Consider the following 21,742-nt stretch of genomic DNA (forward strand, 5'->3'; position numbering starts at 1 on the left):
AATTTGAGGAGATAAATCCTTGGAAAGAAGTGTTACAGCAGGGAAATGGCTGGCTTATTGTCGCTTGATGCGAATTGATAAACCGATAGGTTCTCTGTTGCTGCTGTGGCCAACGCTATGGGCGCTGTGGCTAGCGGGAGGCGGGGCACCTGCGCCGTGGACGCTGTTTGTTTTTGTCGCTGGCGTTTTCTTGATGCGTGCGGCGGGCTGCGTCATCAATGATTATGCCGATCGCCATTTTGACGGCCATGTAAAACGTACTGCTTCTCGCCCATTGCCCAGCGGTGAGGTGAGTGAACGAGCGGCCAAGGTGCTGTTTGTCGTGCTGGTTTTGTTGGCGTTTGTCTTGGTGCTGACGCTGAATAAGATGACGGTCTGGCTGTCCGTTGCGGGGCTGGTTCTGGCGTGGGTCTACCCGTTCATGAAACGGGTCAGCCATCTTCCTCAGTTTGTGCTGGGCGCGGCGTTTGGCTGGTCAATCCCGATGGCTTATGCGGCGGTGAGTGAAAGCCTGCCAGCGAGCTGCTGGATGATGTTTGTCGCGTATATTTGCTGGACGGTCGCCTACGATACCCAATATGCGATGGTGGATCGTGATGACGACCTGAAGATCGGCGTGAAATCCACTGCGATCCTATTTGGCCGGTTTGACAATATCATCATTGGGTTACTGCAGTTCAGTATGCTGGCGTTGCTGCTGGCTTTGGGCATCATCACCGGATTAGGCATGCCATACACTATTTCGCTGCTGGTGGCTGCGGGAATGTTTGTTTACCAGCAAGTTCTGACCGCTGGGCGCGAACGTGATGCCTGTTTCAAAGCCTTTCACAATAATAAATACGCAGGTATGGCGATATTTATTGGCGTACTGTTTGGCCTATAGCGCTAACCGACAGAGACAAAAAAGCAGCGATTTCTCGCTGCTTTTTTATGGTGGAATACTCAGAACTATTTGTCATGCCAAATGTATTCACGGCTTGATGGCGGCATGTTATCCGCCATTTTCCCGTGACTGTCCGGTTAATCCTGCTTTGTCTCTTCGACCTTTTCTACCGGCTGACTACTGGTTTCTATCTGACTATTAGCTTCCACCTGACTGGCGGCTTCCATTTCAGCGGATGAGCTGGCGCTTTCGATAGTCAACCGCACTTCTGGGGTGATCAGATCGCCGAGGATATTGTAGATTGCCACGATATCGCCTTGTGCCGCTTCCACACTGTCGGTGATATATCCTTCTGTACGTAAGGTCGCGACCAGCGTTGAGAATACCGCTTTATCAAAGAATTCCGGCGCGTTGATACCGTGCAGGACGGACAGACGCTGCGCCATGTTCCGGCTTTCTTTCTCCAGCGTTCCACGGTTGATCCCAGGGTTCGCACACAGTAAAGACAGCGTGATGGTATAGCGTTGCAGTGTTTCACGCACGCCTGCTGACAGCAGTTGCAGCGTACGGATACGTGGCGGATTGATGGCTAATTTACCGTCACGGCTGCACAGCAGCTCTTGTCGAATCAGTTCATTAGCCAATGTCTCCAGCACGTCCGGCAACTGCTCTTTGGAATAGTGCAGGAACAGCTCAGCTTGCAGCAGCGGATAGATCAGCGCGATCTGCCGCACGACGTCGGCAAGCGTAATCCGGCGATGGTGGATGACGATGCTGGCGATCAGCGACGGCAAGACCAACAGGTGCTGGATGTTATTGCGGTAGTACGTCATCAGTACCGCCTGCTCGCGCGGCAGAATGATGATATCGCCAATACTATCCTTCTCGACTTCAAACTTGTTCATGCCTAGCGCGTGTTCCAGCAGTTCATCCGCTGTCTTCTTCGGTGTCGTAATATCTTTGTGATAAGGCACCTGGCGCAGTAGTTGGAGGTAGCAATCCAGCTGTTCGTGCATTTGTTCGCGCGTCAGTGAACGCTGGCGCGAGGCTAATAAAGCCGTAGAGCACAGGTTCATCGCGTTTGCTGCCGCAGAATTGTTGATGCGCACCATGATATCCATAGAGATATCCTGCACAGTCGGCGTTAGCCAGCTCGGGCGCTGTGCTTCAATCGGATCGATCGCGTCACGCCATTGCGGAACATGCTGATTCAGGTAGGTTGTCAGCGGGAGGGGTTCACCGAAGTTCACGTACCCTTGGCCGAGATTACGCAGTTTGCGCAAACCGCGCACCATCTGCATAAAACCTTCTTTTTCCTTCACCGCACCGCGCAGCTCTTTCGCATAGGTGCCGACTTCCATCACATGTTCGTAGCCGACATAAATCGGTACCAGCGTGATAGGACGAGTGCCGCCTCTCAGCATGGCCTGAATGGTCATCGCCAGCGTACCGGTTTTCGGCTCTAACAGACGGCCCGTGCGTGAACGTCCACCTTCCATGAAGTATTCAACCGAATAACCGCGGGCAAACAGCTCACCCAGATATTCACGGAAAATCGTGGAATACAGTTTGTTGCCTTTGAAGGTACGGCGAATAAAGAACGCGCCAAGACGGCGGAAGATCGGCCCTGCTGGCCAGAAATTCAGGTTGATGCCGGCGGCGATGTGCGGCGGTACTAAGCCTTGATGGTACAGGACGTAGGACAGCAGCAGATAATCCATGTGGCTGCGGTGGCAGGGCACGTAGACAATGCCGTGACCATCCTGCGCCAGTTGGCGAACGCGTTCGGCGTTGTGGACGTTAATCCCCTGATAGAGGCGGTTCCACGTCCAGCTTAAGACGCGATCCGACAGACGCACGGCTTCGTAGGAGAAGTCAGCGGCGATTTCTTCCATCAGCGCAATAGCGTTCTGCTGGGCTTTCTCAGTAGAAATCTTCTTACTGCGCGCCTCATCGTCTACGGCTTTCTTGATCGCTTTGGAATCCAGCAACTTGTTAAACAGTTCCTGACGCACTGGCAAGCGCGGCCCAACTGCCGCCAAGCGTTGGCGGGAGAAGTGCATACGTGCGACACGCGCCAGTTTGTGGGCTATGGTTTTGTCAGTACCATGCTCGGTCGCCATATAGCGTAGTGATACCGGGCTGGAGAAGCGGACAAAGCTGTCGCGGCCTAGCCACAGGACGGCGAAGAATTTCTCGATACCGTTGAGCAAGCGCAGGTGTGGTGCGGCCTGAGCGTGACCTTCCCGACCCGGAGAACGTCCAAACATCACAGAAACCGGCACCATCTGTACGTCTAAATCTGGATTGGCACGATGCAAATCCAGATAGTCGTGGAACAGCTTGACGGATTTCTGTTTGGGAACGTAATAGCGGAAGACGCGCGGCCCGTCATTGATAAAGACGTGGCTAGGCAGTTCGACGCCATCGAATTCGAACGGCTGCGAGGGATCGGGTAGCCCCAATGCCAGGCATTTCGCTCGTAGCGTCAAGAGATCCGCCTGAGAGTTATAAGGCAGAACATAGAGTATAGGACGTGAGGGATCTAACCCCAGCTCGACCACCGGATCTGCGGGAACAACTTTGCTCTTCACCAGCAGTTTCAGTGGGAGATTCAATAATTTATAGTAAATTTTACGCCAACCTGACATAACAACATGGAGCCTCTTGTTAGCAATGCGCCCCAAGGATACCAGAAACTGCGCCGGAGATCTGTGGTGATGAGACAACGTAAGCGCGTTAAAATGCGAACTATTTTGCGTAATAATGGAGGATAAATGAATAAAGCAACGGGGATGACCCGGATTATTAAGGCGACCGGTTATTCCTTTAAGGGGCTGAAGCAGGCGTGGCAGCATGAGGCGGCATTTCGTCAGGAAACGATACTGACCCTTGTCGGCGTCATTATCGCGTGTTTACTACCGATTACGCTGGTCGAGAAATTGCTACTGATCGGGTCTGTGGTACTGATTATGCTGTTTGAGCTGGCCAATAGCGCCATTGAAGCCGTGGTCGATCGCATTGGTCTCGAGCACCACGAATTATCCGGTCGGGCGAAAGATATTGGCTCGGCGGCTGTCTTTGTTGCCATCTTGTTAGCTGCTGTCGTGTGGGGCTGCATCCTCTGGCAACATTTTGCCTGACGGCACGCATAAATGAGTAAAAGTCAGGGGCTTTGCCGATATCTTCATTTCCAATTGTGGCTTACCTGTATATACTCACAGCAAGACTGTATAAACAACCAGGGGGCGGAATGAAAGTATTAACAGCAAGGCAGCAGCAGGTTTATGACCTGATCCGCGATCATATTGCGCAAACCGGAATGCCGCCAACGCGTGCGGAAATTGCTCAACAACTGGGGTTTCGCTCTCCTAATGCGGCTGAAGAACATCTGAAAGCGCTGGCGCGTAAAGGTGTGATTGAAATTGTTTCGGGCGCGTCTCGTGGTATTCGTCTATTGATGGAAGAAGAGACGGGTATTCCTCTGGTTGGTCGCGTGGCCGCAGGTGAACCGCTGCTGGCACAGGAACATATCGAATGCCGCTATCAGGTTGATCCTGCGATGTTCAAACCCAGCGCTGACTTTTTGCTGCGGGTGAGCGGCATGTCGATGAAAAATATCGGTATTATGGATGGCGATTTACTGGCTGTGCATAAAACAGAAGATGTGCGCAACGGCCAGATTGTCGTCGCGCGTATTGACGATGAAGTGACGGTGAAGCGCTTGAAAAAGCAGGGCAATACGGTACACCTCCTCGCTGAAAATGAAGAGTTTGCCCCGATTGTTGTCGATCTACGTCAGCAAAGCTTTTCGATAGAAGGCTTGGCGGTTGGCGTGATTCGTAACAGCGACTGGAGCTAACCGTTCCACAGTAATAGGAGATGCCCGAGTTTTTTCTGAATTCGTTCGTGCTTCTCAAAGAAAACGATAGCTTTTGGGCTATCGTTTTCTTTGTATACAACGTCCTGTCACGAAGGAGATTCCATCAATGGATACTATCGTTTTTTAATCGGAACGGTATGGTCGTGATCGCAATGGTCCGTCTGTTTGCATAATGCGACTTCCTGGCAGCTTCCGCACAACCCATGCGCTTCCACTACGCTATGACGCAGCGTAAATCCCGACTGCTGTGCCAGACTACGCAGCGTTTCTTCCACACCTTCGGTTTGACGTTCCGTGACTTGCCCACAGCGGTCGCAGATGAAAAGGGCAGATGTATGGCTGTGGTCTTCGATATGGTGACACAGCACGTAGCTGTTGTTTGATTCGACGCGATGAATGAAGCCTTGTTCCAGCAGAAAATCCAGCGCGCGATAGACAGTCGGCGGTTTCGCCTGAGGTTCGGAAACGCGCAGCAGATCCAGCAGGTCATAAGCGCTGATAGCACCCGACTGCTGTGCCATAAGGCGTAAAACCTCTAACCGCTGTGGCGTGAGACGCACAGCGCGCTGCTGACAAATCTGTTCAGCCTGGGCAAGAAGTTTGTCCTGTTGGGTTGAATCCATTGTCATATCACCCTGACGCATTGAGGAACAAGACGGATATCTTACCACGACTGAATAAAAACGCCGAACTGGCGGCGTTTTCCTGCGAAAACCACTTCCTGTAAAAACAACTCTCTGCAAAAAACAACGGACAGAAGCGCTACACGACCAGATCGATGAGCAGCGCCCGCAAAGGCGACTCTGCCTGTAGCGTCAACGCCGTTTCTTCCTTAATGAAGGCTCCGTCGCCGCAGTGCAGTGTTTCACTGTTCTGGCTGCCTTTTACCGCCATTGAACCGTGAATCAGTTGGAGATACGCCTGATTTCCCTGTAGCGCGATTGTGCTTTGCTCATTCTGCTGGAGATCGACATGATGAACCCAAACCTGCTGGCGCAGTTGCAGGCTATTGTGCTCACCTTCCGGTGAGGCAAGCAGCGTATAATTTACTGAACTCAGCCCCATGCGCTGCAACGGGCTGTTTTCTCGCGTTTGGCAAGCATTCAGCCATAATTGCAGCCGCGTCAGCGGTTTGTTGGCGTTGATATTATGTTCGCTATAGCTGACATTCGGCTGTGTGGCGAGCAGCAGCACATCTCCGGCTTTGGCCTGAATGTGGCAGCCGTTGCTGTCGCGGTATTCCGCTTCGCCCTGAAGAATAATATTCAGAATATCAACCCGTGGATAGGTTCGCGGCTGAAATGATGCCCCTGGAGCCAATACTTCCTGATTGAGCACGCGCAGAGACGCGTAGCCCAGCAGCTGTGGGTCAAAATAGTGACCAAAAGAAAAGGTATAGCGCGCCTGCAACCAGCCATAGTCGGCCTGGCCGCATTGACCTGCTGCTCTTCGTGTGATCATAATTTTTATCCCCCAGAGAATTATTTATTGAACTGATAGTAATTGTGTGGACGTTGGATTGTTAGCTAGTTAATCTGGTGGGTATATTCAAAATTCCTGAATGAGTACGAAGATGGCGAGAGAACGAGCACTGACGCTGGAAGCGTTGAGGGTGATGGATGCGATCGATCGTCGTGGCAGCTTTGCCGCTGCAGCAGACGAACTGGGTAGGGTGCCTTCTGCGCTGAGCTATACCATGCAGAAACTGGAAGAAGAGTTAGATGTAGTGTTGTTCGATCGTTCTGGACATCGTACTAAATTCACGAATGTTGGGCGGATGCTGCTGGAACGTGGTCGTATCCTGTTGGAGGCCGCGGATAAGCTCACGACGGACGCAGAGGCGCTGTCACGCGGTTGGGAAACGCACCTGACGATTGTGACGGAGGCGCTGATCCCGACTCAGCGACTTTTCCCATTAATCGATAAACTGGCACTTAAAGCCAATACGCAGGTATCGATTCTGACGGAAGTGCTGGCTGGGGCATGGGAGCGTCTTGAGCAAGGGCGCGCCGATATTGTGATTGCGCCGGACATGCATTTTCGTGCGTCTTCTGAAATGAATACCCGCAAGCTGTACACAATGAATAACGTTTATGTCGCCAGCCCAGATCATCCGATTCATCAGGAGCCTGAACCGCTCTCGGATGCAACCCGAGTGAAATACCGTGGGATTGCGATGGCGGATACCGCGCGTGAACGCCCGGTACTGACCGTGCAGTTGTTGGATAAACAACAACGTCTGACGGTGAGTTCGCTGGATGATAAACGGCGTGCGCTGTTGGCGGGATTGGGCGTCGCGACCATGCCGTATCAGATGATTGCGCAAGATATTGCCGAAGGGCGTTTGCTGGTGATTGGACCGGAGCATCAGATGGAAAGCCAGATTATTATGGCGTGGCGGCGAGACAGCATGGGCGAGGCGAAATCTTGGTTCCTGCGTGAGATTCCGAAACTATTGAACCAACCTTAAATTCCGCGCTTTTTGCGGCAAGGTGTTCTCCACNNCCACACCTTGCCGCACTATTTCACTCCTGCTTAGCGAAAATCGGCCAAAACCTAGTATAAATCGACAAACGTCTTATCACGCTCGTGGGGCTGGTTCAGATCTTGCTCTGGACCCAGCGAAATCACGCCATGCGGATTAATCGTGCCGTGGCTACGGTAGTAGTGGTGACGAATATGCGCCATATCGACGGTATCGGCGATGCCGGGCATCTGATAAATATCACGCAGAAAACTGAACAGATTGGGATAATCGCTCAGGCGATATTTATCGCATTTAAAATGCGTGTGATAGACCGGATCGAAACGAATCAACGTCGTCCACAGCCGCAGGTCGGCTTCGGTTAACTGCTCACCCGTCAGATAGCGCTGTTTTGCCAGAATGCTTTCCAGATCGGAGAGCGCAGCGAAAACGGCGGTGGCAGATTCATCATAGGCTGACTGGCTTGTCGCAAAACCGGCTTTGTACACACCGTTATTGACCTTGTCGTAAATCCAGCCGTTCAATTCGTCAATCTGAGCACGTAGCGCTTCTGGGTAATAATCTCCCGCCGTTGCTCCCACGCCATCAAAAGCGCTATTCAGCATGCGGATGATATCGGCAGATTCGTTACTGACAATGGTGTGCTGCTCAGTATCCCACAGGACAGGTACGGTCACCCGACCGCTGTAGTCTGGCATGGCGTGCAGGTAGAGCTGGTAGAGGAATTCGTGCTGATAGAGTGAGTCACCCGTTGCGGCTTCAAAATCGGTACCGAACGTCCAGCCATGATCGAGCATGAGCGGATGAACCACCGAAACGGCGATGTGATCTTCTAACCCTTTCAACTGTCGCATGAGCAGCGTGCGGTGCGCCCACGGGCAGGCAAGCGAAACATAGAGATGATAACGGCCGGACTGGGCAGGAAAGCCACCTTTACCGGTGAGGCCGGGTGCGCCATCGGGCGTTACCCAGTTGCGGAATGCGGATTCTGAACGCTTAAAATGGCCGCCGGTAGATTGGGTTTCATACCAGGTATCGTGCCATACGCCGTCAACCAGTTGTCCCATAAATCCCCCCGTTAGTGAGTGATGATAAAACAACGGCAAGCCTTATATGCTTGCCGCCTCATTCGGTATTCGACTATTAAGTGTAGTACAGGCCGGAAAAGGCTCGTCTTACCACTTTTTGCCCAGCAGGCGGTCGATACTGAATGCGCCTGGGCCTGTTACAGCAAGCAGGAGGTAGCCGCCAGCGATGGTCAGGTTTTTCATGAACATCAGTTGGTTCATGCCTTCTGCAAAGTTAGAGTGGAAAATCAGTGCAGTCAGCAGCGTAAAGCCCGCAGTGAACAGCGCGACGGTACGTGTCAGCAGACCGAACAGCACCGCGAGGCCACCACCCAGTTCCAGCAGAATGGTCAGCGGCAGCAGGAAGGTTGGTACGCCCATCGCCTGCATGTATTGTTGTGTGCCCGCATAGGCATCACCCAGCTTACCGTAACCTGCAACGATAAACAGAGTCGGCATTAAGATACGTGCAACCAGCAGTGCAGTGCTTTCTAAATTTTTCATCATCTCTCCAATTGATTTTGTTGTGGGCTATATCGCCCTATTGTGTTTGTTGTAGCAGGTGTGGTCTGAAAACCTGGCCCGCCATCAGGTTATGGGCAGATAGTATAGAGAGATGATTTGCGCTGCCAGCGAGTATAATTGTTGTTTTATTTCAGAAAAATTGATGTTCAGTTAGTTAGGCAAGAATACGCTGTGATGGCGTGAGCGCGTTAGGTAAAAGTCAGATGAAAAGTGGTGTATAGATAAGGCAGATGGCCGAGGTGATAGGAAGGATTACGGACGTGGCTCAAACGTTTTACGGACGAGCCTGAATGTCCCCCACAGCCCGACGAGGCGGCGTCCCCAGCGGATCATGCGGCTAGGATGGCGCACGCCATAGAGCGCCACGAGGCTGGAGCCCACGATCCAGTATTTACGCCACTGCATCAGGCTTTGCCAGCCGCGATCGTAACGTGCGGTGGTATCCAGCCAGTGTTTTTTACCTGCTGATAAATCCAGTCGCTGCTGCTGTATCTGGCGCAGTAGCTGGGCTTTTTCTCTGTCTCGCTGTTGACGCTCGTTCACTTGGGCTCGTCCTCCAGCAGCGATCTGTCGGTCGCAAGCTCCTTGCGCGTCGCTTTGAGCAAGGTGGAACGACGTACCTTCACGAGTGTCCATATGCCGCCTATCAGCGCTAGTCCGAGCAATGTGGCGGTAATACACCCCAGCGCAAAAAGACGATACTGCGGATCGATGCCCCAGATGATCAGCGCAATCAGGCTCATCATGCCAAAAGCGGCAAAAAGCAGCGTCAGGCCGACCATAATCAGCAACTGAATTAGATTGGCTTTCTCTTCCTCTAATTCAATGACGGCCAGTCGAACGCGGCTTTCCACCATGCTGACAATAATGGAGATGATGCGCTGAGCAGAAGCCATGACCCCGCTTGCGGGGCCTTGTTGTGATTTATCCGTCATAGCAATCCGCTAATTAGCGACGAGACAGCAGGACGCCAAGCACGACACCGACTGCTGCGCCAATGCCGACACCGGTCCACGGATTCTGGCGTACATAATCGTCCGCAGATTCAACCGCTTCTTTGGTTTGGGAGGCGATGCGCTCACCGGTATCGCTCAGGCGACTGCGGGTTTCTTTCAGCGCGCTTTCTGCCTTATTACGCAGCTTGTCGAGTTCCGCTTTAGATTTATCGCTGGAGGTGCTTAATACTTCTTCCAGCGTGTCCGCCAGTGATTTCAATTCGGCGCGTAGGTACTCAGAATTTTGATCTTTAGCCATATTAATAACCCTTCATGTTATAAACCTGAACGTTAACTATAGCTGAAGCTGAGATTTATGCTGCCCCAAACGGTACGGACAATTCTGATAACTCGCTGTAAATTTTAGCGATTTGGTTTTTGAATACAAAATGAACAGTGGTCGTGTGTGTTTTAGGGCACTGTGGTGATGGGCTATTGCGAGGTGCCACGTTCTGCGGCGCGCAATTCCTGCTCGGCTTCAGCCAGCTTTCTTTCGCGCTTGAGGATCTTCTCGGCGTCATCCCCTTTCTGGCGGCTTTCATTCAGCTCCTGCTGCCGTTCAGCGACGTCTTTGCGTTTTTCCGCAATCGCTTCCTGACGTTTCTCTGCTAATCCGGCATCCGTACAGTGGGTTTTCACGCCGTCCAATGCCTTCTCTAACCCGTTGATGCGATTCTGATTGCCATGCTTACGCGCTTCATCGATTTGGCGCTGAATCTCTTGCGCTTTCTGCTGACAGGTCTCTACCTGATTGGCGGTATTCGCCAGTGCATGGCCGGAAAGCAGGACGGATAAGGCAATAATGGATGGAGATAGTTTTGATGGAGATAGTTTCATCTTCGTTACCCCAGTTTGGATTGTTTCTGTGTCAGTTTCTGCTGCCAGAACGGTGTCGGGGTTGTCACTTGCTGCGCGGTAATTGTGACTTTAGGTAGAGACAAACGTAGGACATCTCTGGCAGCCACACTTTGTTCTGGCGAGGCCAGACGGACGATCAGGCTATCTTGCTCTGGTGTAATACTTTTGATCGCAATCCCTTTTTCGTTGAGACGCTGATACACGTAAAAGCCATCTGGCAACGCGGCACCATCATAAGGCTTGATGTGTAGCATAGCATCGTCCTGGGAGCGGCGTAGTGACTGGGACTGCGTCAATGCAATCATCGGTAGAGCAAGCAATAGCAGTATGCGACCTGCTTTCCTGGAGAAGAGCTTAGAGAATAACCCGCTGATTGACACGGTTAGCTCCCTTTTTCAGCGTTATCTGCTTTAGCGTCACGTTTTTTACGCCACAGGACAAAAAGCGATCCAAACAGGCCGATAAACAGCAGCACCAGCGGCAACATCATCAGGCAGAACATCAGCTCGTCTTCATATTTCAGGAAGACCGTTGTTTTTCCTAAGGCGAAGCCCAGCGTAACCAGAATAAATACCCACAGGAACCCGCTCATCCAGTTAAAGAACTGAAAGCGCGCGTTATTCAGGCCAGACAAGCCTGCGATGGTAGGGAGTAACGTTCTGACAAAAGCCAGAAAACGGCCAACTAAAAGTGCGGACAAACCATGACGGTGGAAGAGTTGGTGGGCGCGTTGGTGATAGTGCGCGGGCAAATGTGATAGCCAGCCCTGAACCACTCCCGTATTGCCAAGCCACCTCCCTTGAATATAGCTGGCCCAACAGCCGAGGCTGGCGGCCGTCGTCAGGAGAAATATCGTAAAAGGGTAATTCATTGTGCCTTTGGCAACGAGGACGCCGACTAAAATGAGCAGGCTATCGCCGGGCAGGAAAGCCGCGGGGAGCAGGCCATTTTCCAGAAAGATAATCAGAAACAGTAATATGTAGATGGTCCATACCAGTTTCGGGTCGGCTAAAATATCGAAATCCTGATGCCAGAGTGCGTTTAACAGTTCTTTGATTAATTCCATCCGGTATTCCTAATACTGCTGTTGCATTTTAGCCTTGGCGACAATCACGCTTCTGGACATGATAAGAGTGAATACAGTGTTAATCCCGTCATACGTCAAGTTGCCTGAAACTCGAATTATTCAGGGTATATCAGGGCACAGGATTATGATTTTTTGATGATCTCTGTTTTTCTGCCTGATAGCGAAGCTGGCGTCTGACTTGATGCTCGCTTTTCGCTGCGAACTCGATAAACAGGCTGCTTGGGGATTGTTTGGTCTTGGCAGACTTTGCATCCAAAGCGACGAATTAAGCGTAAGAAAGACGCGTTAACTGTAACAAAATAGGTGTTACTGAGACAGAAAAATATTACGACAACTGGGGCGGTTTGGGGGGATTTTTCGAAGAAGAGTGGGGATTTCTGCGATATTTTACACTCGCTGACAGAAATCAACGTTTTCTGACTTTTTCCCTTTGGTGCAAAATTTTCCCCCTTCGCTAAAAGCAAGGGGGAGGATCCCTATTTAGGGCTTGCCCGTGTGTATCTGGTCAAGGTGGACGACCGGATTCTCGGCGAACATATAGCGGTCGACGTTAAACTCGAAATCATCCGTCGTGGCGCGAAATAGCATCTGTTTGGTATTTTCCAGATGTTGCCACATCGCGAGTTTGGCCGCGTAAGGATCTTTGCGAATCAGTGCCTTAAGGATGCGATCGTGTTCTTCGCACCAGCTTTCAATCGACTTGTCGTCAATGTGCTCATGCAGTTTGCGCCAGTAAGGATTATGAATCCGTTGGCTCCACATTTTCTCGACGATGGTTGCCATCGCGGAGTTCTGTGTTGCCAGCGCGACCTGAACGTGGAATTTGAGATCCCACTGAGAATCACGAAAGCGATCTTCTTGCCGCGCGTATTCCTGAATTTCCATCAGTTGGATGATGTCCTGACGGGTCACCTGTGTGGCCGCAAATTCGGCAATGTTGCTCTCAATAAGCTGGCGAGCCTGAAGCAGCTCAAATGGACCCGCCGCGACAAATTCACTATCGCCGCTATTAATGAACGGATTCTTCTGCTGGTTGGAGATAACGTGAATGCCTGAACCCTTGCGTACTTCAACGTACCCTTCGACTTCCAGCATAATAATCGCTTCACGTACCACAGTGCGGCTGACGTTCATTTCTTCCGAAATATAGCGTTCTGCCGGTAATTTTTCGCCAACCTGGTACATACCGCTTTCGATGCGTTGTTTTAATTCTGCGGCTAACTGCTGGTATAGCCGGCGGGGTTCAGTGAGTGCCATGATGATGTCTACTCTCGATAGATGACGGTCCATGTGCCACGTCAGGGCCTGAGTGTCTATCTCGTTAACCTTTCAGGGATGATTTGTTATACCACTTAATCATAGCAGCAACCAATGTTGTGGTCACAGTTATCGCGGTGTGTTATCGGAGGGAGGTGGCTCACCCAGTCGCAGATCATACCGGATGAGCCAGGATAATGCAGGAATTATCCGTGCTGGTTGGCTTCTTTCAGCGTTTCCGCGGCGGCGGCGACTTCTGAGGCGGGTTGGTTTTTCAACACTGTCCAGATGACGATAGCACCTAGCAGATCGAAGACGGCCAGTGCAGCAAACAGCGGGCTGAAGCCCAGCGTATCGGCCAGCGCACCGACAACCAGTGCAAATAGGGTACTTGCCATCCAGGCTGCCATCCCGGTTAAACCGTTCGCGGTAGCCACTTCATTACGACCAAATACGTCAGATGACAGGGTAATCAGCGCGCCGGACAACGACTGGTGCGCGAAACCGCCGACGCACAGCAGGGCGATGGCGACGTAAGGGCTAGAGAACAGCCCGATCATGCCCGGTGCGATCATCAGTACTGCGCCCATCGTGACCACCAGTTTGCGGGAAACGATCAGGTTCACTTTGAAGTGTTTTTGGAACAGCATCGGCAGGTAGCCACCCAGAATGCAGCCGATATCGGCGAACAGCATTGGCATCCAGGCGAACATGGCGATTTCTTTCAGGTTAAAGCCATAGGCTTTAAACATGAACAACGGGATCCACGCATTGAACGTTCCCCAGGCGGGTTCAGCCAGGAATCGCGGCAGCGCGATGCCCCAAAACTGACGGTTACGCAGGATCTGCCAGGCAGACATCTTCTTCGCGTTATTGGTCTGGTGCTGTGCTTCCTGCCCGCTAAGAATGTAGTCACGCTCTTCGTCGCTGAGTTTCTTCTGATCTTTCGGGTGCTTATAGAAGATAAGCCAGCAGATGGCCCACGTTAGGCTTAGCGCCCCGGTAATGATAAAGGCCATTTCCCAACTGTGTGCCACTATCGCCCATACCACCAGCGGTGGCGCGATCATGGCGCCGATGGATGACCCCACGTTAAAGTAACCTACCGCAACAGAACGCTCTTTTGCTGGAAACCATTCGCTACTGGCTTTCAGGCCGGCAGGGATCATGGCCGCTTCTGCCATACCGACCGCGCCACGGGCGATCGCTAAACCCCCCCAGCTATTTGCCAGCGCGGTGCCCATACAGAAGATGGCCCACAGAATGGCGAACACGGCATAGCCAATTTTTGTGCCAAGCAAATCCAGTACATAGCCGGCGATGGGCTGCATAATGGTATAACAAGCTGAGTAGGCAGCCACGATGTAAGAATACTGCTGTGTGGTGATGTGTAACTGATCCTGTAGCGTCGGTGCGGCAACAGAAATTGCATTACGCGTCAGGTATCCCAGCACGGTGCCAATGGTCACCAGGCCGATCATATACCAGCGTAATCCTTTGATTTTACGCATTTACTTTCTCTCCGAGTCAATAAAAACACAGTGATGGCTCTTGAGTGGCGTCACGGTGTGATGTGTCTTGTGATGTTGTGCGACACGTTTTGTAGTTGTGCTGAACAGGAAAACCCTTCTCTTTGTGAGATAGCGATTGAATCCCTGCTTAAGGCAGCGCTACAATAATTTGTCATACAACTTTAAAAGTTGAGTGATATCACAAAACCATTATTTTTATATGGAATAGCAGATTCCTCGTTTAAACCGAGAGAGGCAGGCCTTTTACGGCGATAAATGCTGAGTTATTGTACTGTTTGTTACATTTTTGCGATCATGACCTCACAAATACTGTGAGATATCGCGCATAATTGGTGTGATATCTTTTAACGGTCAACTAATTTGGTGCACAAGAAGCACGGTAAGGAAGAGAACATGCCCCAGTTTATGAGTGAAGATTTTCTGTTAGACAGTGAATTTGCCCGTCGTCTTTATCATGAGTATGCCGTCGACCAACCGATATTTGACTATCACTGCCATTTGCCGCCTGAGCAGATCGCAGAAAACTATCGCTTTAAAAATTTGTATGACATCTGGCTGAAAGGCGATCACTACAAGTGGCGCGCGATGCGCACCAACGGCGTGCCTGAGCGTTTGTGTACCGGTGATGCCAGCGATTGGGAAAAATTTGAAGCTTGGGCCGCTACCGTGCCGCACACCATCGGCAACCCGCTTTACCACTGGACACACCTGGAACTGCGTCGTCCGTTCGGTGTAACCGGCACGCTGCTGTCACCGAGCACGGCAAAAGACATTTGGGATCGTTGTAATGCCATGCTGGAGCGCGATGACTTTACCGCGCGCGGCATCATGCAGCAGATGAACGTGAAAATGGTGGGTACGACAGACGATCCGATTGACGATCTGCGCCACCATAAAACCGTTGCTCAGGATTCAAGCTTCTCTATCAAAGTGTTGCCGAGCTGGCGCCCGGATAAAGCGTTCAACATTGAGCTGGCAACCTTCAACGACTACATGGCGAAACTGGGTGAAGTCTCCGACACTGACATTCGTCGTTTCAGCGATCTGCAAACGGCGCTGACCAAGCGTCTGGAGCACTTCGCGGCACACGGCTGTAAAGTGTCTGACCACGCGCTGGATGTGGTGATGTTTGCCGAAGCGGATGAGGCAACGCTGGATAACATTCTGGCGCGTCGTCTTGCGGGTGAAACGCTGAGTGAACATGAAGTAGCACAGTTCAAGACCGGCGTTCTGGTCTGGCTGGGTGCGGAATATGCCCGTCGCGGCTGGGTTCAGCAGTATCACATTGGTGCTCTGCGTAACAACAACCTGCGTCAGTTCAAACTGCTGGGGCCGGATGTAGGTTTCGATTCCATCAACGACCGTCCGCTGGCTCAGGAACTGTCTCGTCTGCTCAGCAAGCAGAATGAAGAAAACCTGCTGCCGAAAACCATCCTTTACTGCCTGAATCCGCGCGATAACGAAGTGCTCGGCACCATGATCGGTAACTTCCAGGGCGAAGGGATGCCGGGCAAGATGCAATTCGGTTCCGGCTGGTGGTTCAACGATCAGAAGGACGGCATGCAGCGCCAGATGACTCAGCTCGCACAGCTTGGTCTGCTGAGCCGTTTCGTCGGCATGCTGACCGATAGCCGTAGCTTCCTGTCTTACACCCGCCATGAATATTTCCGCCGCATCCTGTGCCAGATGATTGGCCGCTGGGTGGAAGATGGCGAAGCGCCAGCCGACCTGCCGTTGCTGGGCGAAATGGTGAAAAACATCTGTTTCGATAACGCTAAAAACTATTTTGCCATCGAGCTGTAATTCCACCGCATCGGTGTGAGTTGCACGAGGGACGCGGCAGTTAAGCCGCGGCTCTCGGTGTCTCGGTCTTTTGTCATCGGCACCGGTGGTGATTCGGTGCGGGTGAATATGAATATAGGGCAAGAATGACGGTGGTCGATCGGTCGTGCCCTGAATGTGAGATTCGTCCTAAGGTAGCCTGTTAATGCAAACGTTAAATCGTCGTAACTTCCCCGGTCGTCAACACCCGGATCGGGTCATCCAGTTTGGTGAAGGTAACTTCCTGCGCGCCTTCGTTGACTGGCAGTTGGATTTGCTGAATGAGCACACCGATCTGGATGCGGGGATTGTCGTGGTTCGCCCGATCGATTCTGATTTCCCGCCCGCGCTGGACACGCAGGATGGGCTGTACACTACGATTATCCGTGGTCTGAACGAGCAGGGCGAGGCGGTTCGCGAGCCCCGTCTGATTCGTTCGGTAAACCGTGAAATTAATGTGTACCGTCAGTTCGATGAGTATCTGGCGCTGGCGTACGATCCGAATATTCGCTTCGTGTTCTCCAATACCACCGAAGCGGGTATCAGCTATCACGCAGAAGATCGCCTCAGCGATGCACCGCCTGTCAGCTTCCCGGCGAAATTAACCCGTCTGCTGTATGAGCGCTTCTGTCATTTTGACGGCGCGGCGGATAAAGGCTGGGTGCTGCTGCCGTGCGAGCTGATTGATTACAACGGTGTGGCGCTGAAAGAGCTGGTGCTGCGCTATGCCGCACAGTGGAAACTGACGCCAACGTTTACCGCCTGGCTGAACGATCACAACACCTTCTGCTCGACGCTGGTTGACCGCATTGTGACGGGTTACCCGCGTGCCGAAGTGGAAGCGCTACAGCAGGAAATGGGTTATCAGGATACCTTTTGGGATACGGCAGAACACTTCTACCTGTTCGTGATTCAAGGGCCACAGTGGCTGGCGGAAGAATTGCGTCTGAACAAGCTGGATCTGAACGTTCGTATCGTTGATGACATCAAGCCGTACAAAGAACGTAAAGTCGCGATTCTCAACGGTGCTCATACTGCGCTGGTGCCGGTGGCATTCTTGGCGGGTCTGGATACCGTTGGTGAATCGATGAATGATGCCCTGATTGGAAAATTCGTAGAAAAGACGATTGCCGAAGAGATTGTGCCGGTATTGGATTTGCCGCACGACGAACTGACGTCATTTGCTCAGGCTGTGCTCAGCCGCTTCCGTAACCCGTTCATTCAGCATCAGCTGTTATCTATCTCGCTGAATGGCATGACCAAATTCCGCACCCGTATTCTGCCGCAACTGCTGACCTACCGTGAACGTCACGGTGAGCTATCTGCTCGCTTGACGTTTGCGCTGGCGGCCTTGATTGCATTCTATCGCGGCGAGCGCAGCGGTGAAGGCGATGCGTTACAAACCTATCCATTGCAGGACGATGCACACTGGCTGGAACGTTATTCCACGCTGTGGGCGGGCGTAAAAGAAAACACCGTCAGCCTGGCTGAGCTGGTGAATGTCGTACTGCGCGATGCCGATCACTGGGAACAGGATTTAACACAGGTTCCTGGCTTGGCTGCGCAGGTGACTGAACAGTTGCAAACCATCGTTGAGCGCGGCATGCGCGCAGCCGTGGAAGGTTATTGCTAATCAGTAAGAAGGGTTATCCATGCAAAGTATTATAAAAATTCATTCTCTGGACAATGTGGCTGTCGCCCTGCGTGATGTCGAGCAAGGCGAAACGGTGTCGGTGGATAGCCATACGGTGACACTTCAGCAACCTGTCGTGCGCGGACATAAGTTCGCGCTGGAAACCATCGCACCGGGAGAAATGATTACCAAGTATGGCCTGCCGATCGGCCATGCGTTGGTGTCTATTGCTCCCGGAGAACACATCCATTCCCAGAATGCGAAAACCAATCTGAGCGATCTGGATGAATATCAGTATCAGCCTGAGTTCCTCGAACTGCCGCCACAGATGGGCGATCGGGATGTGCAGCTCTATCGTCGCAAAAATGGCGATGTCGGTATCCGTAATGAGTTGTGGATCCTGCCAACCGTTGGTTGCGTGAACGGGATTGCACGTCAGATTCAGCAGCGTTTCCTGAAAGAAACTAACGATGCGGAAGGGATTGACGGCGTTTACCTGTTCAGCCATACCTTTGGCTGTTCACAGCTCGGTCAGGATCACGAAAACACCCGCACGATGCTGCAAAACATGGTGCGTCACCCGAATGCGGGGGCAGTACTGGTGATCGGTCTGGGCTGTGAGAACAATCAGGTTGACGCCTTCCGTACGACGCTGGGCGATTTTGATTCCGATCGCGTGACGTTCATGGTGTGCCAGCAGCAGGACGATGAAGTCGAAGCCGGTCTGGAGCGGCTGCATACGCTGTATGAGGCGATGCGCCATGACAAACGCGAGCCGGGTAAGCTGAGCGAGCTGAAGTTTGGTCTGGAATGCGGTGGCTCCGATGGGCTGTCTGGTATTACTGCCAACCCGCTGTTAGGGCGTTTCTCTGACTATCTGATCGCCAACGGCGGCACTACTGTGCTGACCGAGGTGCCAGAGATGTTCGGTGCGGAACGTATTTTGATGAGCCGCTGCCGTGATGAAGCGACGTTTGAAAAAACCGTTCACATGGTGAATGACTTCAAACAGTACTTCATCGCGCACAACCAGCCGATTTACGAGAACCCCTCGCCGGGTAACAAAGCGGGCGGGATCACCACGCTGGAAGAGAAATCACTGGGCTGTACGCAAAAGGCCGGACAGAGCAAGGTAGTGGACGTGCTGAAATATGGTGAGCGCTTACATACCCCAGGGCTCAACCTGCTCAGCGCACCGGGGAATGATGCCGTCGCAACCAGCGCACTGGCGGGTGCTGGTTGCCACATGGTGCTGTTCAGTACTGGGCGCGGCACACCTTACGGCGGGTTCGTGCCTACCGTAAAACTGGCGACCAACAGCGAGCTGGCGAAGAAGAAACCGCACTGGATTGATTTCGATGCGGGACGTCTGATTCACGACATACCGATGGATGAGCTGTTAAGCCAGTTTGTCGAGCTGATTGTCGAGATTGCTGACGGCAAGCTGACGAAGAATGAAGTGAACGACTTCCGCGAATTAGCCATATTTAAGAGCGGCGTGACGTTGTAAATTATATTCATTCCAATTAAAATAAAACGGCGTTTCATTTTTATAATGGCGCCGTTTTTTTTCGCCACAACTTTTTAGAGGCAGGGATCATGACACAGTATTGGATTGCCCAGTCTGTTGGTGTACTGGCATTTCTGGTCGGTATCACCATGTTTTTCAACCGTAACGATCAAAAATTCAAAATACAGCTCTCGGCATACAGCGCCGTTATTGGCCTGCATTTCTTCCTGATGGGGGCGAATGCGGCAGGCGCCAGCGCATTGTTGAACTCGGCACGTACGCTAATCTCACTGAAAACGCACAACATCCTCGTGATGTTTGTCTTTATCTCACTGACGCTGCTCTTTGGTTTGTCGGGTATGAACCATGCGATGGAACTGCTGCCGATAGCAGGCACCGTCGCCAGCACCTGGGCGCTGTTCCGCACGTCTGGGTTGACGACGCGCTGCGTGATGTGGTGCTCAACCGCCTGCTGGGTCGCGCATAATATTTGGCTGGGTTCGATTGGTGGATCGCTGATCGAAGGCAGTTTCCTGCTGATGAATGGCTTTAACATCATCCGCTTCTGGCGCATGCAGCAGCGCGGCATCGACCCTTTCAGCGTAGAGAATAAAGCGTAATTTCAGGCGTTTCTCCTAATCTAACGCCGTTCGTTTTGACGCGAACGGCGTTAGAGGAAAGGGGATAATTAATCCCTAATCCGTTACAGCAGATTCAAACGCTCTTTTTCCGCCAGTTTGGCATCTTCTGCCTGACAGACAGCAGCGGTAAAAATCACGTCCGTTGATGAGTTTAATGCCGTTTCTGCGGAGTCCTGCAATACGCCAATGATGAAGCCAACCGCAACCACCTGCATGGCGATATCGTTGGAGATGCCGAACATGCTGCACGCCAGTGGAATCAATAGCAGTGAACCACCCGCCACACCCGATGCGCCACAGGCACAGATAGATGCCACCACGCTCAGTAATAATGCAGTGGCGATATCAACTTCAATCCCTAGTGTATGAACGGCTGCCAGCGCCAGTACCGTAATGGTAATCGCGGCACCGGCCATATTGATGGTAGCGCCCAGAGGAATGGCGACGGAATAGCTATCTTCATTCAGATTCAGCTTACGACACAGTTCCATATTGACTGGAATATTGGCGGCAGAGCTACGGGTAAAGAAGGCCGTTACGCCGCTCTCACGCAGGCAGCGCAGCACCAGCGGATAAGGGTTGCGGTGAATCTTCCAGTAGACGATCAGCGGGTTGATCACCAGTGCAACCAGCAACATACCACCGATCAACACTATCAGCAGGTGGGCGTAGCCCCACAGTGCACCGAAGCCGGTTTCCGCCAACGTTGAGGCGACCAGACCAAAGATCCCCAGCGGTGCGAAGCGGATCACAACACGCACGATAGCCGTTACTGCATGAGATGCATCGCTGATCAGGTTCTTTGTGGAAGCTGACCCATGACGGAAAGCTAACCCCAGACCTACAGCCCACACCAGAATACCGATGTAGTTGGCATTGAGCAGAGCGTGAATCGGGTTAGCGACAACACTCATCAACAGGCCTTTTAATACTTCGACAATCCCCGATGGTGGCGTGATGTCAGTAGCTTGCGAACTCAGTGCTAGCGTAGAGGGAAACGTGATACTCAACACGACGGCAATGAAGGCCGCAGAGAAGGTACCGATGAGGTAGAGAAACAGGATCGGGCGGATATTGGTTTTTTGCCCCTGTTGGTGGTTGGCGATAGATGCCATCACCAGCATGAGTACCAGAATCGGGGCGACGGCTTTCAATGCGCCGACGAACAGCGTTCCCAATAAGCCAACTGCCAGTGCAGCCTGTGTGGACAGTGAAGCCAGAATAATACCAGCCGCAAGCCCCAGAAGAATCTGTTTAACTAGGCTGCCGTGGGTAATGTACTGCAAAAAACGAGAGTGTTGAGTTGCCATAATTTTGACGGGATAACCGTTCCGCTAAGTGGTTGTTTGTACGGAGTTGGCACCTCTGACGTGTGTCGGGTGACTTTTTCTTTCCGTAACGATATGTGTTTGCGCGTATCAGTATATGAGAATTTGTTCTTGAGAAAAGCAATGATGTAGTTTTTTATGACGGACATCCTTGTCCGTCACCCTTCGGGCCGTTGCTGCGCAACGTTGAAAAACGCTCCCAGCGTTTTTTTATGACGGATATCTTTGTCCATCACT

At 52.1% G+C, this 21,742-nt stretch carries 22 protein-coding genes; 8 read left to right on the forward strand and 14 right to left on the reverse strand.

Annotation, left to right across the window (positions count from 1 at the left end):
* Positions 1–19: 19 nt before the first annotated feature.
* Positions 20–883 (forward strand): 4-hydroxybenzoate octaprenyltransferase, encoded by an 864-nt coding sequence (gene ubiA / locus H0248_RS02830; protein WP_180784680.1) that lies wholly within the window; start codon positions 20–22, stop codon positions 881–883.
* 137 nt (positions 884–1,020) lie between these two features.
* On the opposite strand, the gene plsB is transcribed toward ubiA, so the two are convergent.
* Entirely contained in the window at positions 1,021–3,534 is a 2,514-nt protein-coding gene (gene plsB, locus H0248_RS02835; RefSeq protein WP_180784682.1) for a glycerol-3-phosphate 1-O-acyltransferase PlsB, read from the reverse strand.
* 126 nt (positions 3,535–3,660) lie between these two features.
* Between plsB and H0248_RS02840 the strand changes: the two genes are divergently transcribed.
* Entirely contained in the window at positions 3,661–4,026 is a 366-nt protein-coding gene (locus tag H0248_RS02840; protein WP_180784684.1) for a diacylglycerol kinase, read from the forward strand.
* Positions 4,027–4,136: 110 nt separating this feature from the next.
* A complete protein-coding gene (gene lexA, locus H0248_RS02845) occupies positions 4,137–4,745 on the forward strand; it encodes a transcriptional repressor LexA (protein WP_005971310.1) in 609 nt (202 codons plus the stop codon).
* Positions 4,746–4,879: 134 nt separating this feature from the next.
* Here lexA and zur read toward each other — a convergent pair whose 3' ends face one another.
* Positions 4,880–5,389 carry a zinc uptake transcriptional repressor Zur gene (gene zur, locus H0248_RS02850; protein WP_180784686.1) on the reverse strand — a complete coding sequence of 170 codons (510 nt, stop codon included), beginning with the start codon at positions 5,387–5,389 and terminating at the stop codon, positions 4,880–4,882.
* Between the two features lie 139 nt (positions 5,390–5,528).
* Positions 5,529–6,227 carry a pirin family protein gene (locus H0248_RS02855; RefSeq protein ID WP_180784688.1) on the reverse strand — a complete coding sequence of 233 codons (699 nt, stop codon included), beginning with the start codon at positions 6,225–6,227 and terminating at the stop codon, positions 5,529–5,531.
* Between the two features lie 112 nt (positions 6,228–6,339).
* On the opposite strand from H0248_RS02855, the gene H0248_RS02860 reads away from it, so the two are divergent.
* Entirely contained in the window at positions 6,340–7,236 is an 897-nt protein-coding gene (locus tag H0248_RS02860; protein WP_180784690.1) for a LysR family transcriptional regulator, read from the forward strand.
* Between the two features lie 86 nt (positions 7,237–7,322).
* Here H0248_RS02860 and H0248_RS02865 read toward each other — a convergent pair whose 3' ends face one another.
* The 10 genes from H0248_RS02865 to H0248_RS02910 all read right to left on the reverse strand — a co-directional run bounded on the left by H0248_RS02865 (position 7,323) and on the right by H0248_RS02910 (position 14,551).
* Positions 7,323–8,318 carry a glutathione S-transferase family protein gene (locus H0248_RS02865; RefSeq protein ID WP_180784692.1) on the reverse strand — a complete coding sequence of 332 codons (996 nt, stop codon included), beginning with the start codon at positions 8,316–8,318 and terminating at the stop codon, positions 7,323–7,325.
* A 108-nt stretch (positions 8,319–8,426) separates the two neighbouring features.
* A complete protein-coding gene (locus tag H0248_RS02870) occupies positions 8,427–8,822 on the reverse strand; it encodes a DoxX family protein (protein ID WP_102117243.1) in 396 nt (131 codons plus the stop codon).
* A 273-nt stretch (positions 8,823–9,095) separates the two neighbouring features.
* A complete protein-coding gene (locus H0248_RS02875) occupies positions 9,096–9,386 on the reverse strand; it encodes a YqjK-like family protein (protein ID WP_180784694.1) in 291 nt (96 codons plus the stop codon).
* A complete protein-coding gene (locus H0248_RS02880) occupies positions 9,383–9,778 on the reverse strand; it encodes a phage holin family protein (RefSeq protein ID WP_180784696.1) in 396 nt (131 codons plus the stop codon). Before H0248_RS02880 ends, H0248_RS02875 begins: the two co-directional genes overlap by 4 nt.
* Positions 9,779–9,791: 13 nt before the next feature.
* Positions 9,792–10,097: a DUF883 family protein gene (locus tag H0248_RS02885; RefSeq protein ID WP_005971326.1), complete on the reverse strand. Its 306-nt coding sequence runs from the start codon at positions 10,095–10,097 to the stop codon at positions 9,792–9,794.
* 173 nt (positions 10,098–10,270) lie between these two features.
* Complete coding sequence (locus H0248_RS02890; RefSeq protein ID WP_039515117.1) at positions 10,271–10,675, reverse strand: DUF1090 domain-containing protein; 405 nt, start codon at positions 10,673–10,675, stop codon at positions 10,271–10,273.
* 5 nt (positions 10,676–10,680) lie between these two features.
* Positions 10,681–11,076: an EnvZ/OmpR regulon moderator MzrA gene (mzrA, locus tag H0248_RS02895; RefSeq protein WP_039496824.1), complete on the reverse strand. Its 396-nt coding sequence runs from the start codon at positions 11,074–11,076 to the stop codon at positions 10,681–10,683.
* Between the two features lie 2 nt (positions 11,077–11,078).
* Entirely contained in the window at positions 11,079–11,762 is a 684-nt protein-coding gene (locus H0248_RS02900) for a DedA family protein (protein ID WP_014914076.1), read from the reverse strand.
* A 501-nt stretch (positions 11,763–12,263) separates the two neighbouring features.
* Positions 12,264–13,040: a transcriptional regulator ExuR gene (gene exuR, locus H0248_RS02905; protein WP_110163451.1), complete on the reverse strand. Its 777-nt coding sequence runs from the start codon at positions 13,038–13,040 to the stop codon at positions 12,264–12,266.
* A gap of 206 nt (positions 13,041–13,246) precedes the next feature.
* Positions 13,247–14,551, reverse strand: a complete 1,305-nt coding sequence (locus H0248_RS02910; protein WP_180784698.1) for an MFS transporter — start codon at positions 14,549–14,551, stop codon at positions 13,247–13,249.
* A 414-nt stretch (positions 14,552–14,965) separates the two neighbouring features.
* Here H0248_RS02910 and uxaC point away from each other — a divergent pair, with 414 nt between their 5' ends.
* From uxaC to H0248_RS02930, 4 genes are all read left to right on the forward strand, one after another.
* On the forward strand, positions 14,966–16,375 hold the full coding sequence (gene uxaC / locus H0248_RS02915) for a glucuronate isomerase (RefSeq protein WP_180784700.1): 1,410 nt from the start codon (positions 14,966–14,968) through the stop codon (positions 16,373–16,375).
* 184 nt (positions 16,376–16,559) lie between these two features.
* Complete coding sequence (locus tag H0248_RS02920; protein WP_180784702.1) at positions 16,560–18,026, forward strand: tagaturonate reductase; 1,467 nt, start codon at positions 16,560–16,562, stop codon at positions 18,024–18,026.
* A gap of 19 nt (positions 18,027–18,045) precedes the next feature.
* On the forward strand, positions 18,046–19,536 hold the full coding sequence (locus H0248_RS02925; RefSeq protein ID WP_180784704.1) for a UxaA family hydrolase: 1,491 nt from the start codon (positions 18,046–18,048) through the stop codon (positions 19,534–19,536).
* Between the two features lie 89 nt (positions 19,537–19,625).
* Positions 19,626–20,156, forward strand: a complete 531-nt coding sequence (locus tag H0248_RS02930; protein ID WP_102117251.1) for a YgjV family protein — start codon at positions 19,626–19,628, stop codon at positions 20,154–20,156.
* Positions 20,157–20,239: 83 nt separating this feature from the next.
* On the opposite strand, the gene sstT is transcribed toward H0248_RS02930, so the two are convergent.
* Positions 20,240–21,487, reverse strand: a complete 1,248-nt coding sequence (gene sstT, locus H0248_RS02935; protein ID WP_180784706.1) for a serine/threonine transporter SstT — start codon at positions 21,485–21,487, stop codon at positions 20,240–20,242.
* Positions 21,488–21,742 lie beyond the last annotated feature (255 nt).

This window comes from Pectobacterium brasiliense (genome assembly GCF_013449685.1).
GTDB lineage: Bacteria > Pseudomonadota > Gammaproteobacteria > Enterobacterales > Enterobacteriaceae > Pectobacterium > Pectobacterium brasiliense_A.

Coding starts and splice junctions, on each gene's coding strand:
- plsB (WP_180784682.1), bottom strand. CDS start 3,534: ATGTCAGGTTGGCGTAAAATTTACTATAAATTATTGAATCTCCCACTG.
- H0248_RS02840 (WP_180784684.1), top strand. CDS start 3,661: ATGAATAAAGCAACGGGGATGACCCGGATTATTAAGGCGACCGGTTAT.
- lexA (WP_005971310.1), top strand. CDS start 4,137: ATGAAAGTATTAACAGCAAGGCAGCAGCAGGTTTATGACCTGATCCGC.
- zur (WP_180784686.1), bottom strand. CDS start 5,389: ATGGATTCAACCCAACAGGACAAACTTCTTGCCCAGGCTGAACAGATT.
- H0248_RS02855 (WP_180784688.1), bottom strand. CDS start 6,227: ATGATCACACGAAGAGCAGCAGGTCAATGCGGCCAGGCCGACTATGGC.
- H0248_RS02860 (WP_180784690.1), top strand. CDS start 6,340: ATGGCGAGAGAACGAGCACTGACGCTGGAAGCGTTGAGGGTGATGGAT.
- H0248_RS02865 (WP_180784692.1), bottom strand. CDS start 8,318: ATGGGACAACTGGTTGACGGCGTATGGCACGATACCTGGTATGAAACC.
- H0248_RS02870 (WP_102117243.1), bottom strand. CDS start 8,822: ATGAAAAATTTAGAAAGCACTGCACTGCTGGTTGCACGTATCTTAATG.
- H0248_RS02880 (WP_180784696.1), bottom strand. CDS start 9,778: ATGACGGATAAATCACAACAAGGCCCCGCAAGCGGGGTCATGGCTTCT.
- H0248_RS02885 (WP_005971326.1), bottom strand. CDS start 10,097: ATGGCTAAAGATCAAAATTCTGAGTACCTACGCGCCGAATTGAAATCA.
- H0248_RS02890 (WP_039515117.1), bottom strand. CDS start 10,675: ATGAAACTATCTCCATCAAAACTATCTCCATCCATTATTGCCTTATCC.
- H0248_RS02900 (WP_014914076.1), bottom strand. CDS start 11,762: ATGGAATTAATCAAAGAACTGTTAAACGCACTCTGGCATCAGGATTTC.
- exuR (WP_110163451.1), bottom strand. CDS start 13,040: ATGGCACTCACTGAACCCCGCCGGCTATACCAGCAGTTAGCCGCAGAA.
- H0248_RS02910 (WP_180784698.1), bottom strand. CDS start 14,551: ATGCGTAAAATCAAAGGATTACGCTGGTATATGATCGGCCTGGTGACC.
- uxaC (WP_180784700.1), top strand. CDS start 14,966: ATGCCCCAGTTTATGAGTGAAGATTTTCTGTTAGACAGTGAATTTGCC.
- H0248_RS02920 (WP_180784702.1), top strand. CDS start 16,560: ATGCAAACGTTAAATCGTCGTAACTTCCCCGGTCGTCAACACCCGGAT.
- H0248_RS02925 (WP_180784704.1), top strand. CDS start 18,046: ATGCAAAGTATTATAAAAATTCATTCTCTGGACAATGTGGCTGTCGCC.
- H0248_RS02930 (WP_102117251.1), top strand. CDS start 19,626: ATGACACAGTATTGGATTGCCCAGTCTGTTGGTGTACTGGCATTTCTG.
- sstT (WP_180784706.1), bottom strand. CDS start 21,487: ATGGCAACTCAACACTCTCGTTTTTTGCAGTACATTACCCACGGCAGC.